Origin of the sequence: Paenibacillus sp. Root444D2 (assembly GCF_001426375.1) — a bacterium.
Classification (GTDB): domain Bacteria; phylum Bacillota; class Bacilli; order Paenibacillales; family NBRC-103111; genus Paenibacillus_E.
In genome coordinates, this window is the sequence record NZ_LMEO01000051.1 from 13,006 (window position 1) to 28,110 (window position 15,105).

General features: G+C 47.1%; 9 protein-coding genes. All 9 read left to right on the top strand.

The window, feature by feature from the left end; all coding sequences use genetic code 11:
* Positions 1-14: 14 nt before the first annotated feature.
* A complete protein-coding gene (locus tag ASD40_RS31565; RefSeq protein ID WP_057307120.1) occupies positions 15-860 on the top strand; it encodes a sugar phosphate isomerase/epimerase family protein in 846 nt (281 codons plus the stop codon).
* A 42-nt stretch (positions 861-902) separates the two neighbouring features.
* Positions 903-3,026 carry a glycerophosphodiester phosphodiesterase family protein gene (locus ASD40_RS31570; protein ID WP_057307121.1) on the top strand — a complete coding sequence of 708 codons (2,124 nt, stop codon included), beginning with the start codon at positions 903-905 and terminating at the stop codon, positions 3,024-3,026.
* Positions 3,027-3,943: 917 nt separating this feature from the next.
* On the top strand, positions 3,944-5,518 hold the full coding sequence (locus tag ASD40_RS31575; RefSeq protein WP_057307122.1) for an extracellular solute-binding protein: 1,575 nt from the start codon (positions 3,944-3,946) through the stop codon (positions 5,516-5,518).
* Between the two features lie 167 nt (positions 5,519-5,685).
* On the top strand, positions 5,686-6,708 hold the full coding sequence (locus ASD40_RS31580) for a glycoside hydrolase family protein (protein ID WP_200957491.1): 1,023 nt from the start codon (positions 5,686-5,688) through the stop codon (positions 6,706-6,708).
* A 15-nt stretch (positions 6,709-6,723) separates the two neighbouring features.
* Positions 6,724-7,686: a Gfo/Idh/MocA family protein gene (locus ASD40_RS31585; RefSeq protein WP_057307123.1), complete on the top strand. Its 963-nt coding sequence runs from the start codon at positions 6,724-6,726 to the stop codon at positions 7,684-7,686.
* An 18-nt stretch (positions 7,687-7,704) separates the two neighbouring features.
* Positions 7,705-9,834, top strand: a complete 2,130-nt coding sequence (locus ASD40_RS31590) for a TIM-barrel domain-containing protein (RefSeq protein WP_057307124.1) — start codon at positions 7,705-7,707, stop codon at positions 9,832-9,834.
* Between the two features lie 64 nt (positions 9,835-9,898).
* Positions 9,899-10,918, top strand: coding sequence for a response regulator transcription factor (locus ASD40_RS31595; RefSeq protein ID WP_057307125.1), 1,020 nt, complete (start codon positions 9,899-9,901; stop codon positions 10,916-10,918).
* Positions 10,915-12,750: a cache domain-containing sensor histidine kinase gene (locus ASD40_RS31600; RefSeq protein ID WP_057307126.1), complete on the top strand. Its 1,836-nt coding sequence runs from the start codon at positions 10,915-10,917 to the stop codon at positions 12,748-12,750. Before ASD40_RS31595 ends, ASD40_RS31600 begins: the two co-directional genes overlap by 4 nt.
* An 11-nt stretch (positions 12,751-12,761) precedes the next feature.
* Positions 12,762-15,050 carry a glycoside hydrolase family 95 protein gene (locus tag ASD40_RS31605; protein WP_082562583.1) on the top strand — a complete coding sequence of 763 codons (2,289 nt, stop codon included), beginning with the start codon at positions 12,762-12,764 and terminating at the stop codon, positions 15,048-15,050.
* Positions 15,051-15,105: the final 55 nt, after the last annotated feature.

Here is a 15,105-nt window from a genome sequence, read left to right on the forward strand (position 1 = left end):
GGAGGACTTACAAGATGGAATCAAAAAGAAAATTCTCGATTTCCACGTTTGCCCTCATTCATGTACCACTTAAGGAAGCTGTCAAGCGTCTGGTAGAGGAAGGTTGGAAGGGCATTGAACTGATGTGTGAGGACGGCCATCGCGAAATATTAGCTTGGTCCTCAGAAGAGTTGGAATGGCTAAAGACGTTTGGTATCCAAAATGATGTTCGCTGGACGTTGCATGCTCCCATTCATGGTATCAACCCATGCGCCGAGTCTGCCGTACGAATCGAGGAAAGTAAAAAACTTCTGCTGGAGGCAGGGGCGATTGCCGAATTCCTTCAATGCTCCTATGTTGTTCTGCATGCCGGCCTTTACGAGAAGCAGGACAACCATGGGATCGAAGCGTTACAAGATGAGACTGCAGCGTTGCAGCGCTGTCAACTTTTTATGCAAGATATAATCAAGGAAACGGTCAGCGACAAGTTTGTATTTGCTTTGGAGAACGTCCCCCCTTACCCGGGTTTACTGGGGATAGAGATAGGGTTTATTGCACAAACGGTAGAAGCCGTCAATCATCCTCGCTTAAAGGTCGTATTCGATGTAGCCCATGCCCATTTACTTGGAGAAGGCAAATGCCTGTTAGGCTTGGAACAGGTATTGCCGCATGTGATAGGTCTTCACATTAACGATAATTGTGGAGATCAAGACAACCATCTTGCGGTTGAGGATGGAAATATCCCATTTCCGGCTATAGTTACTCTGTTGGAGACTCATCAGTTTTCGGGTCATTGGGTAATGGAAACCTGCCGTGTTGAATACGCGGACTCTTCGGTTAAACGGCTGCAACAAATGGGGACTGCTTCCCTATGGTCCTGATCATTGGAACTGATTTTACAACTCAAATTTGGGAGGATACTGATGAAAAATTTCGTCTTGAAATTCATTCCGTCTCCACGAACATTTGTTGTCTATGCCTTGCCTGTTGCTCTACTTGCCATCAGCCTGCTTCCACTTGATCCTGGACGTGCTTATGCTTCTACCTTTAGTGATATTCTGGATCAATTTCATGATCCGAATGGCCGTGTCCATGTCGTAGCACACAAAGCCGATTGGCATCATCATCCCGAGAACTCATTATCCGCTATCCAAAGCTCTATTGATATGGGCGTCGAGATGGTGGAACTTGATATTCGTAAAACGAAGGATGGCATCCCTGTTCTCATGCATGACGATAACATCAATGACATGACAAATGGTACAGGTAAGGTAGCCGACTTAACCTTGGCTCAAATCAAATCTTATTACCTTAAGGAGGGTGAAGGAGGTCCGAGTGCCCCCCTAACGACGGAAAGGATTCCCACCCTTGAAGAAGCTCTAAATGTAACCAAAAACAAAGCTATGGTCAATCTGGACAAATGTTGGGACATCCGTAATGATGTGTGGAATGTCCTAGTTCAGACTGGAACAACCAATCAAGCCATATTTAAAAGTACTGCCGCCAACTCGGTTGTAGATGCATGGTTGGACTCCAAATCGCCTCGCCCTCTATATGCGGCAGTGTTGGAAGAAACCAATGTCAGTCTGTTAGACGACCTGCTGGCAGGAGCTAAGCCAGACATATTCGAACTTGTATTCGATCAGGAGAGTGATGTTGTCGCATCCGAGATAACGATTAATAAGATTCTGAACGGTGGCTCAAAAATATGGATGAATACCATGCTCTCACACTATGCGGGCGGTCATACCGACAGCGGTTCGCTGGTCGATCCAGAAAGTGGATGGGGATGGGTCATCAATAAAGGCGCTTCATTTATACAAACAGATCAGCCGCAAAAGTTGATCAACTATTTGAATTTGCGGCAGCCTTTGGCATCTGGATGGAATCAACAAGATATCGGAGCCGTGGAGGCCCTTGGAAGCTCGGGATGGAAGAACGAACAATTTACAATTTCGGCTTCAGGATACGACATTTGGGCTGCCGCCGATGAATTTCATTACGTGTATCAGCCTGTTAACGGTAATGTAACTATCGTTGCCCAGGTAGCCGATATGGAGAACACGAACGGTTATGCAAAAGCAGGAATCATGATTCGCGAAACACTGGATAGCGGCAGCAAATTTGCCGATGTGGTCGTCACTCCTTCTGAAGGCATCAAATTTCAGCGCCGTATTACGACTGGCCAGAACCTGACTAATACGACTGGATACTCGGACAGTACCGCTGGAAAAGCTCCGCAATTTGTCAAGCTAGTTCGCAGCGGTGATAGCTTTACCGCATACAATTCTACGAATGGGAGCACATGGCAGCAAATTGGCAGCGCGGTCACGGTCACTATGAACAGTACCGTCTATGTCGGCTTGGCAGTAACATCCCACAACGACGGTGTATTAGGAAACGCTACCTTCAAAAATGTTTCTCTGACCCAAGCTTCTCCTTATACGCTAACAACCGTAGCATTGCAGCAGGGAGTTAATGGGTACACCCAAACGACGGATGCACATCTGATCGAATGGAGCTCGTATGCAAGCCGCAATACGGGAGGAAATGATGAACTGGAAACAAGTTCTTACTCAGGAGCGAGCAACGACGAGAAGCATGCGCTGATCCGATTCGGTATTCCTGCAGCGATTCCATCCAATGCAATCATTACAAGCGCACAACTTGAAGTTAAGCTTAGCTTAGTACGCAACGGTGCAGCTCATAAATTGCTCCAAGTGCATGAAGTGACCGGTAGTTGGACTGAGGGATCTGGCACAGGGATTGATGGTCAGAGTGTTACCGGGGTGAACTGGACGAATAAACCATCTTACGGCACAGCCACACTGGATCAACATATGATTCACAATATCAAGGACAGTTGGTACACTTTTAATGTCACAGGTCTGGTACAAAATTGGGTAAACGGCAGCAAAACGAATAACGGTATCGTTCTGCTTGAGAATACGGTGAACACGGCTCCTGGCAGCAAAGCCTTCGCCTCATCCGAATTTTCGAATGCGAGCAGCAGGCCGATTCTCGTCATAACCTACCGTACTCCATGACACAAGGCAAGCACTGCCCACCACATGAGCAATTCATTTCATGTAATCCATAAACTCACCTTGGTTATTACCACAGCTATCAAAAACAAGGAGTAGAGCCCTCGCGGCCAACTACTCCTTGTTTTTCTCTTCAATGTTATCCGACCCACTAACCAAACTTTAATTGCAAAAGTATGTTCATTAGATATGAATAAATAACCTGATTCGCAAAATGAGCGAACTTTCGTTAACCGGGCAAATGACCAAACAATACTCTAATATCGAGGTGTATGAAGATGAACGCTGTTTGGCATATTTCTCAGTTACCAGATTTTAGCGGAACGTAGATGCTTTATTTTGCTCAAAACTGCATATTTCACGTTTTCGCGGAACGAGGATCCGCTAAATCCAGCTTTCGAGGTGTAAAAACCGGTAAAACGCCAAAATAGCGGAACCACGTTCCGCGTACTGGTCTCAAATCGGCATGTTCACCAAAATAGCGGATCCTCGTTCTCCTCAAGCCTCAGATTAGCAGCTTATATGTCCAAAATCAGTCATTCATAGATTTGACCAGCTGCTATCTATATTTGAACATATTCTTGACTTCTACCTGCCCTCGCACCAAACTTTTAACTAGCCCTTCAATAACGTATCACGTCACATAGTTTATCAATGGTCAAACAAGAATCACGCGCCCCCTACAATGATGGAGTATTACGAGCCGACGCTCTCCCCTTGGGTCACAATATACTTAGCGGAACGTAAACGCCGTCTTGTTTTAACATACTTCATCCTGTGTTCAGAACCGTCTGTGTTTAATCGTATAAAACGACATAGCGTCTTAAAATTATACATACAGGAAACGCCAACTTTTCGTTATGATACATACAGAGTCGTGAAACCGCTTGCACTTTGAAATGGAAAGAAGGGGTGTTTATATGAAAAAAACAATCAGTCTTACCCTGGCTGTCATGATGACAGCTTCTGCATTAACTGCCTGTTCTTCGGATGGAAAGGTAGCGGGAAATGCTTCACCACAGCCATCGGGCAACGTGAAGAAAGCTCCGGTCAAATTCTCCCTGCTCTATCCAACGACTGTCAGTACGGGATATCATACCCGAGTACCTGATTTGAACAAGGATAAATGGATATTGAAGCTTGAGGAGTTAACGAATACGGATTTGGACGTGAAGGTCGTGGAGGATGCCAAATTCGGCGTTATGTTCGCAAGTAACGATATTCCCGACGTTGTCGGCAGTATTGGCGGTCCTGGCAGTAAGTCGATGTCCGGTTCTGTAGAGAACGGTGTTTTCATGCCGCTGGACGAGCTTTTGAAGCAGAATGGGCCGAATTTGTTAAAAGTGGTGCCCAAAGCAGCTTGGGATAGTGTTTCGTATGAAGGGAAGATTTATGGCGTTCCTGAATTTTTGAGCAATCCATCCCGTCGTTCCACGTACATTCGTGCGGATTTACTAGAAAAGGCTGGGCTTCAAGCTCCTAAAACCGTAGACGAATTTCTGAATGTGCTGCGGGCCTTTAAGAAGATGGGCGTAGAGAATCCATATCAAATGAGGGAAAACTTCAAGTATGCGGACGTTATCCTAGGAGCTTTCGATGTTTTGCCTTATAAGGACCAATTTGAGCTGGTAAATGGTCAAGTAGTCCCGAAATTTTTTGATGTAGAAAATGTTCAGAAGGCACTCACCACGTACAAAACGATGTATGATGAAGGATTGATTCCTAAGGAATTCGCAACCATCACTTCTACCGATTTTACGAAAAGCATTGAGTCGGGCAAAGCGGGAATCTGGTCGCAAAATGCTTCAGGATTGCCAGGTTACCGTACGAAGGCCCAACAAGCTGTTCCTGGAGCAAAAATTGATATTATTCCTTCACCTAAAGGTCCGGAAGGAAAAGGCGGATATTTCTATTATGCACCTGTCATTCGTTCCTTCTTCATTAATAAAAATGTGAAGCAAGAAACAGCTGCGGGAATTATTAAAATGTTTGATTGGATGGTTACTCCGGAAGCTGAAACTTTCTTTACCTTCGGAATTGAAGGCGATACTTACACCAAGGATAGCAGCGGCAAAATTACTTATAAATTCCCGACGACGAAGGAAGAAACAGATGAAGAAGGGTTCCGCAGCGGAACGATGTGGGCGGTGCATGACTCCACTTACAATAAACCAAGACTGCTGCTGAATGAAGATGGAAAAGCGACCTTGAAAGCATTCGATGAGGTTCTATCGAAGGAAGGATTGGCCGGTATCGGATTCTATCCTGATTTGAGCAGCTTCGCTAAATTTCCGGATCTTGCCGCTCCTCAGCCTGACGTAGGTCCGAAAATCATTATCGATCACATGATCAAAATGATTTATGGCAAAGAACCAATCACCGATTGGCCGAAGGTGATCGAAGAGTATAAAGCCAAAGGCGGCAATGAAATTATTAAAGAAGCGACTGAGCGCTGGAACAAGAAGCAAGGCGCGATTATGATCGATACGAAATAAACGGTTTTTCAAAAGAGGCATCCCTCACGCAGAAGTATTCAGCGGAGGGATGTTTTTCATATGCTAATTCGTAAAAAAACACATGTTATCTTAAGTTTGTCCGTTCTACTTGGGCGAATAATCTCCTATAATGAAGGCAATAAATCAATCGAGAGGTGAGTGTCTGAATGGAAAGTATTGCAGAACGTATGCTGCCCGCGCCTCGCGGAGGCGGATTTCGGATGGAAGGTTATTGGGTATGGTGCGGTTCGGTTATTCGGGGAGAAGATGAACGCTATCATATGTTTGCTTCTCGTTGGCCCAAATCGCTGCCTATGCATCCTGGTTGGCTGGTTGCTTCAGAAATCGTGCGGGCGGTTTCGGATACTCCGGAGGGTCCATATACTTTTCAAGAGGTCGTCTTACCTGCTAGAGGAGCTCAATATTGGGACGGGCGCAGCACGCATAATCCACATATCACCAAATTCGGAGATAAGTATCTTCTTTACTATATGGGTTCAACTCATCCGCTGCCTGATGTGGTCGCCGGTGATGGATTCGGGTTGGAAGACCCGCGATGCATCGTTGCACGTTCCAATAAGCGAGTGGGTCTTGCTATGGCGAACAGTGTTTTTGGCCCTTGGGAAAGAAGCGATAGGCCGATACTCCCTGTGCGTCCAAACCGGTTCGATAGCTATTTGACCTCCAATCCGGCACCTTGCTTACAGGAAGACGGTTCCGTGCTGCTTGTCTACAAAGCTCGTCAATATGAAGGTAATGTTCATGGGAAAATGACGATCGGGGCAGCCGCAGCAGATAGCTACCGAGGACCCTATCGCGTATTAACAGAGGAGCCTATTTTTCCCCCGGATCAATTTCATATTGAGGATCCATTCATTTGGAAGACGCAGGAAGGGTATGAGCTGTTAGCCAAGGATATGGAGGGGACGCTTTGCGGGGAAAGACATGGAGGCATTCATGCTATCTCTCCAGACGGGTTGAAATGGCAATTGTCAGAGACGCCAAAGGCCTATTCACGTACGGTTCTTTGGGATGATGGAACGGAGCAGACGATGGGCAATCTTGAACGGCCTTTTCTGTTATTTCATGACGGAAAACCGACGCACCTGTTCGCTGCAGTAGCCGACGGACCAGGGGGTTTTCGCAATGCAGAGAACACTTGGAATATGGTTATTCCATTGAAGCCTTAGGGAGGTAGTTTACATATGAAAGCTATACTGGTTGGTTTGGGATCTGCTGGTTTCAGTTGGTATAAACGTCTAAGAGATCAAGGCTTATTAGCAGCCGTTGTTGAGGTTGATAGGGCCATGAAAGAGAAGATGCAGGAGGATCCGTATCCTTTCTACACCTCATTAGAAGAAGCTTTGCAAAACGAGCAGGCGGATTTTCTTGTCAATGTGACTTCCCCGATGATGCACACAGCTGTAAACCATGCGGCGTTTGACCGAAAGCTGGCTGTTTTGTGTGAAAAACCCATTTCCTTTGATTATGAGGAATCCATTGAGGTCGTGGCTCGAGCTGCTCGGGAACACATCCCTTTTATGATCGCAGAAAATTACCGCAGGATGCCTTATATTCGTAAAATGAAACAACTAATAGACGAGGGTGCCATTGGCACACTTTCCTCGCTGGATATTCAGTTCTACAGGTACCACCATGTGCAGCGGAGATATACCGTTAGTATCCTGGATGATATTGGTGTTCATCACTTGGATATGATCCGTTATTTAACTGGAAGAGAAGGAAAATCGGTCCAGGCCAAGCTCTACAATCCAATTGGCGCGTGGGAAGAGGAAGGGGCAATTATTAATGCCTATGCTTTCTTTGAAATGGACAATGGTATCACTGCAGCCTACAATGCATCCATCGCTGCAAGAGGGACAGAGACACCGTGGAGCGGCAATTGGAGAATTGAAGGAACCAAAGGCGCTATGGAAGTCATCGATAAGGAAATCCGCCTAATTCGGGACGGAGAAGTCTTGCTGGTCGATGATATTAGCGGAGTTAATGAAACGGATACACTGGCTGAGTTTTTGTCGTCGCTTCAGGAGGGTCGCGAAGCGGAGACAAGCGGCAGGGACTATTTGAAAACCCAAGCACTTGTTCATTACACGAAGCTGGCAAGCGAATCCGGTCAAACGAAGGCCATTGAGGTTCCAACTCTATAAATGAATGGGGAAACTAGCATGCAAATAACGAACCCGCAACAATCGGCGCCAGGCGTATGGCGCTTTACGATCGGAGAACCGCAAGGAATTACACCGCTCTCCTTGATGGTCGTTTCGCCGAAAACCGAGGCTATGCAGCGAATGCCGCAAGTACAGCCGCCTTTTGCTTGGGAAAGTATTCAGCTCGAGGAAGCAAGTGGCTGTCTTATTCTGTCTATTCCGCTTGATCGTACAGAAAAGCTTTATGGTACAGGTTTGCAATTATTAAGAATGAATCAACGGGGAAGAAACCGTTATTTGCGTGTGAACAGCGATCCTAAGCAGGATACGGGTGAGACGCATGCTCCTGTGCCTTTTTACGTAAGTGATCTTGGGTATGGCGTTTTGGTGGATACCTCACGGATCGTTACGCTGTACTGCGGGTCAACCATGAGGCAGGAGGAAACGCAAAGCGAGGATATTCGTGATCGCAACACCGATAAGGGATGGAAGGCAACACTAGTCGCATCGCGGGTAGAGATCCGGATTCCTGTCGAAGGTGCAGACGTGTATGTATTTGGCGGTCCAACCCTTTCGGATGTGGTCGCTAGATACAATTTATTTTGCGGTGGCGGCACACTGCCTCCAAAGTGGGGACTTGGCTTCTGGCACCGAGTACCGACGCTGTATACGGATCAGCAAGTGCTTGAAGAAGCGGAGCAGTTCCGCCTGCACGATATTCCCTGTGATGTGATCGGGCTCGAACCCGGTTGGCACAGCCAAAGCTACCCAGTCAGTTATGAATGGGAGAAAAGCCGATTCCCTGAGCCTGAAAAATTCGTGAAAGCTTTGGACCAAAGCGGCTTTCGGGTGAACCTGTGGGAGCATCCCTTCGTATCGCCAAAGAGTGCGCTGTACGAGAAACTGAAGCCGCTTTCGGGGAGTCATTCGGTATGGGGCGGGCTTGCGCCGGATTATTCGCTGCCAGCAGCTGTGGAGCTTTATAAGAAGCAGCATGAGGAGCAGCATGTCAATATCGGAGTATCCGGTTATAAGCTGGATGAATGTGACGGCAGTGACTTGACCAACAATTCCTGGATGTTTCCAGGACATGCCCAGTTTCCATCCGGTCTGGATGGGGAGCAGATGAGACAAATGTACGGGTTGATGTTCCAAAAAATGACGGCTGATCTGTTCCGCAGCAAAAATCGGAGAACATACGGACTTGTTAGAGCTTCGAATGCCGCAGCCTCAACGATGCCTTATGTCCTTTATTCGGATCTCTATGATCATAAACAATTTATTCGTGGTCTATGTAACTCCTCCTTCAGCGGGCTGCTGTGGACTCCAGAGGTTCGAAGAGCCAGAAATGCCGAAGATTGGGTACGGCGGATGCAAACGGTATGTTTCTCGCCACTTGCGATGCTGAATGCTTGGGGAGATGGAACGAAGCCTTGGTCTTTCCCTGAAGTGGAAGGAACTGTCCGCCATTATATCAAGCTGCGGATGAGATTGCTGCCTTATTTGTATACGGCTTTCGCCACTTACCGAGAGCAGGGTATTCCTCCTTTCCGCGCAATGCCATTCGTCATGTCCGTACCAGAAATCGCAGAAGCCGAGGCGATGTATGTCGAAGCAGCTGAGCAAACCTTGAATACGACAGATGCTGCTTACGGCAAGAAAAAAGTAAGAGAATGGGATGACCAATATATGTTCGGCGATGCATTGTTAGTAGCCCCACTCGTTGAAGGAGAGTCTGAGCGGGAGGTCCTGCTACCGTCTGGAATCTGGTATGGATTAGAGACAGGAGAACGTTATACCGGTGGATGCATCATTCGCGTTCAAGCAGGCTTGGAGCGAATTCCGGTATTTGTTAGAAGCGGGTCCGTCATTCCGATGATGCCTGCGCTATCGCATGTCCCTCCCTTAGGCACGCGTGTTCCGCTTGAACTGGTTCATTTCGGTGATGGAATGGGTGAAGGAAATCTGTACGATGATGACGGGGAATCGTTCGATTATGAACAAGGCAAGTTCGGCTGGTGGAAGGCGGCAGTCACGCAAAATGCAGCTGGCGTCTATTCCGGGGAACTCATAGGGACTGACGGGGAGCCTACATCTTTCAGTTCTGTCACGTGGCGTTTCGCACACAAGGGATTCTTACCGTTGTAGAACCAATTTCCGTGAGTTATCATAATTGGATAGCGATTCTGAGAAACATAGGGGAGGTCTGAACATGCATGTACTGATTGTAGACGATGAACCTGTCATTCGCAGAGGAATGGTAAAGATGGCGGAAATGTACGTGCCTTCTTTCTCGAAAATACAGACGGCTGAGAACGGTGTGGCTGCTTTAGAGCGGATTCGCGCCTGCGAACCTGATCTTGTGTTGACGGATGTTCGCATGCCCAAAATGGACGGATTGGAGCTCTGCAGAATCATTCATGAGGAATTTCCTCAAATTAAGACCGTTGTGATATCCGGTTACAGTGACTTTGAATATGCCCGAAAAAGCATGAATTATGGTGTTCGGCACTATATGCTGAAACCGGTTACCAAATCGGATGTGCATGGCATGTTGGATCAATTGATCAAAAAGCCATCACGCAGCTATATGCCGCCTTCCCGTTATATCGAGTGGATCGATCAAATGGAACAGCAAATATGGGCCTTGCAAATGGAGGAACTAAACAGCTTAATCAGCCGGTGGCGTGAATACTGCCTATCTGCCAATTTATCGTTGGCCCAGCTGAAGGAGCTATTGGACGATTGTAATGCGCTTCTTGTCAAACGCTTTCAAGTCCGCAATTACTCCCCTTCCTCTGTGCAAGCCCACTTGCAGGCGGATAGTGTGAAGGAAGCCCTCGAAGCGTTTGAGAAGGGTTTGGTTCAAATGGCGAAAGGACTTCAAGACGTTCGAAGCGGCAGCTTCAAAGATCCAATGGAAGAGGCCAAAGGCTTTATCGACAGCAGGTTGTCAGAAGACATTTCGCTGGATCAAGTGGCTGCGATGGTCGGATTGACACCTACCTATTTCAGCTCGCTTTTTAAAAAAGTAACGAATGAGACCTTTGTTCAGTACCGGATCAAAAAAAGGATGACGAAGGCGAAGGAAATGCTGGCTATCCCTTATGTCCGAATCGTGGATGTAGCCTCCGATGTCGGGTATGACGATTACCCCCATTTTACGAAAACCTTTAAAAAAATTGTTGGCGTTTCGCCTTCTGAATATCGCGCAGGGCTCGGTATCAAATGAAAATTAGAGGTCTAACGAAAAAGCTATTCGTCTATTTTCTAATTGTCATTATTCTTTCTCTTAGCAGTGTCGGTATTTTCTCTTATATGACATCTTCTGATGAATTAGCCGAGATGGTTGAGAACCAAATGAATCAAATCGTCGGAAACGCGGTTCATCATACGGATCTGTATTTGAAAGACTATGAGCGCTCCATTGTCTCTATTTTGACGAACAGGCAGGTTATGGAGTTTATTGATCTGAAGGCGAATCGGGAGGAATATGACTTTTTTACCTATCGGAAAATGATTCTCGAAACGAGTGTCGATCCGTTATTTATTCGCAATCCTAAATTAGCTTCTGTGTATTTGCTCAGCGATAAGCTGAATGCAGTCTATTACTATAATGGTGTGAACGAGCAATCCTTCAATGCGGAGGATAAGCGAAAACAGCGGGAATATTTTCTCGCCAATACAACGGCTGACGGAAAATTGAGTATTTTGAACCACACCATTATTGAAGGTCAAGAGAATCAAATGCTCACGCTAGTCCGCCGTATTCGAGGCTTCACCTCGCCTGAATTGAGTGGCTTGCTCGCCATTGAGATGAGATCTGCTGATTTATCTGCCCTATGGAAAGGGATTGATTTAGGTAAATACGGGTACTTGTTTATCATGGATGAAAAAGGTCGTTATATCTATCATCCTGATGGAAAAAAAGTCGGTTCAGATGTTCCCAAAGAGTTCGTGGAGAAGCTGCAAGAGGCTGGGACTTCTTCCTTCGTTGACAGCAGTGAGGGGGATCAGCGCATGTATCTAAGCCGCACATCCGATTATTCGGGTTGGCAGCTTGTTGTCTCCATGCCGCTTCATGAACTGCGTAAACCGGTGGCTAACATCCGTTCAACAACGCTTGTAGTCGGACTATTTACACTAGTATTAGCAATCTTACTTGCTTATAGATTCGGTAGGTCGATTACCAAGCCGATCCAAGTACTCAAATCTGGGATGAGAGAGACGGAGAAAGGGAATTGGGCCACGATTCCTCTCCCCTCTCACAGGGACGAAATTGTCGAACTCATGGTTCGCTATAATCTGATGGTCAAACGGCTATCTGAAGCGGTTGATCGCGTGGTTCAGGTCGAATTAAGCAATTCAGAAATTCGGATGGAACGGCAGAAGGCTGAGTTTCAATCTCTTCAGCTGCAAATCAATCCTCATTTTATGTACAACACACTGGAGACGATTATCTGCTATGCCACGATTCAGGATTCAGAGGAGATATCCGAAATCGTTAAGGCACTGGCTTATATGCTGCGATACTCGGTCCAAACGAATTTGGAAGAAATAACGGTTGCGAACGAGTTGAAGCACGTTTTGTATTATCTGGTCGTACTGAGGCATAGAATTGGCCGGGAGTTTGAGATTGATGTTGCGATTAAGCCCGAATATTTGCTTCATGTCATGGTTCGGCTGACTCTTCAGCCTCTGGTCGAAAATGTGTTCCAGCATGCATTTCCGGAAGGATTGGAAGATTATCATTTCGTCCGAATCGACGGAGGGATAAAGGATGGAATCTTCTGGATCAGTGTAGAGGATAATGGTTCAGGAATGTCGGAGACACAACTTACGCAGCTCCAAGAGAAGTTGAGGACCAACAGACTGGCAGATGCTGAAATCGATGAAGCAGGTAAAAAAGGCGGTATTGGTGTGCTGAACGTTCATCGGCGGATTCAAATGGTTTATGGGGAGAATTATGGACTGAGGATTGAAAGTATGGCTGAGCAGGGAACTAAAATGATCATGGTGATGCCTGCATCGCCTAAACATGATGATAAACCAAATCTTGTATAGGGGGCGTAAACTTGAACAATCGCGAGAAATTGTGGTACCTTCAGCCTGCTAAGATGTGGGTAGAAGCGCTTCCGATCGGTAACGGTCGACTAGGCGGGATGATTTTCGGTCATGTGCAAGAGGAAAGAATTCAATTAAATGAAGATTCCATCTGGTACGGAGGTCCCAAGGATGGACTCAACCCCGATGGTTCTCGATATTTAGAAGAAATCCGAGAGCTGCTTTTTACCGGAAATGTCGTGGAGGCCACGCGATTAACGCGAATGGCACTCTTTTCTACACCTAAATATTACAACCCTTATCAGCCTTTGGGAGACCTAAGGCTTTATTTTCATGACCAGAAAGGCGAAGTTGAGGCGTATCGGCGAGAATTGGATTTGAAGCAGGCAATCGCTCGTACAACCTATAGGATCAATGGAGTCACTTACCGTCGCACGATGTATACCAGCTGCCCAGATCAAGTAATGATGATTCAATTGGAGTGCGATCAGCCAGGTAAGCTTAATTTCTCTGCGAATCTGAATCGCAGACCGTTTGAGGGAGAAACCGGCGCATTGTCGGAGGATAGCATTTGGATGGGCGGAGAATGTGGGAAGCACGGTGTTGAATATGCCTGTGTGTTGAAAGCCAAATCCCGTGATGGTCATGTGTCCGTGATCGGCGACTTCTTGTCTGTGGAGGGGGCTAGCTCTGTGACTTTAGTACTTGCCGCAGCCAGCACATTTCGAGAGCCTGACCCATTAGCAGCTTGCAAGCTTCAAATTGAAGGCGCGGATCGTTTCAACGCAGATGAGGTGGAACGCCGGCATATTCAAGATTATCAGGAATTGTATAATCGGGTGAGTTTGCGGTTGACCGTAAACGATCCGCTTGATAATCTGCCAACGGACGAGCGGTTGAAGCTTTTACAAGAAAGTCAATCGAGTGTGGATAGCGGTTTGGCGGAGCTTTACTTTCATTTCGGCCGTTACTTATTGATCGCCAGCTCCCGACCGGGATGTCTGCCCGCGAATCTTCAAGGCATTTGGAATGACAGCTTTACGCCTCCATGGGAGTCCAAATATACGATTAATATCAATACACAAATGAATTATTGGCCGGCTGAGGTTTGCGGATTATCGGAATGCCATGAGCCGCTGTTCGATCATATCGAACGGATGCAGGTCAGCGGTCGGCAAACTGCGCGCGAGCTGTATGGCTGCTCGGGTTTTGTCGCTCATCACAACACGAACATATGGGGAGAGACACGTCCTGAAGGTTTGTTTCCGACATGTGTGATATGGCCGATGGGAGCTGCTTGGCTAAGCCTGCATGTATGGGAGCATTTTGTGTTTACCGAAAATATAGAATTTTTGCGGCACAGAGCCTACCCGATCTTGAAGGATGCTGCTGCTTTTTTCCTTGATTATTTGGTGGAAACGCCAGATGGACAGCTAGTGACTGGACCCTCTGTGTCTCCAGAAAACGTGTATGTCTTATCGGATGGAACCAGAGGGTCATTGACCATGGGACCTTCTATGGATACGCAGATTATCCGTGAGTTGTTCGAGGCGTGTAAACAGAGCAGCCTCCTGCTGCAGGTCGATAGTGAGCTTCGTGAGCGGCTCTCCGCGCTGCTGGAGCGGCTGCCTAAGCCACAGATTGGCAAGCACGGACAGATCATGGAGTGGTTGGAGGACTATGAGGAGGATGATCCAGGTCATCGGCATATTTCACAATTGTTTGCGCTGCATCCGGGAACCCAAATCAACCCGCATCGCACGCCCGAATTAACCAAGGCAGCTGCAGCTACCCTGCAGCGCAGATTGGAAAACGGAGGAGGGCATACGGGTTGGAGCAGTGCGTGGATCGTCAATATGTTTGCAAGACTGGAAGATGGCGAACAATCGTATGCGCATTTGAGTCACATGCTGAGGAAATCAACATATCCCAATCTCTTTGATGCGCATCCTCCATTTCAAATTGACGGGAATTTCGGAGCCACGGCTGGTATTGTGGAGATGCTGCTGCAATCCCATGCCGATGAGCTGAACCTACTTCCTGCACTGCCGCCTGTGTGGTCTGATGGAGAAGTGAGAGGACTGAGGGGGCGCGGCGGATACGTCGTCGACCTGAAATGGACCGATGGCAAACTATCGGAAGCGGTCATAAGCGCAGCGAAGGCTGGCTTATGCAGAGTCCGAACACGCCATGCGGTTCTGGTCCGCTGCGGGGGAGAAGATATTGCCTTGGGCGGAAATCAGTCAGTTATAGAGTTTAGCGTTGAAGCGGGCAAAACATATGAACTATTTAGTAAATAATCATCTGCGATTCATCAGGACGAGCAGCTTCTTCGCAACTGCTAATCCATAACAT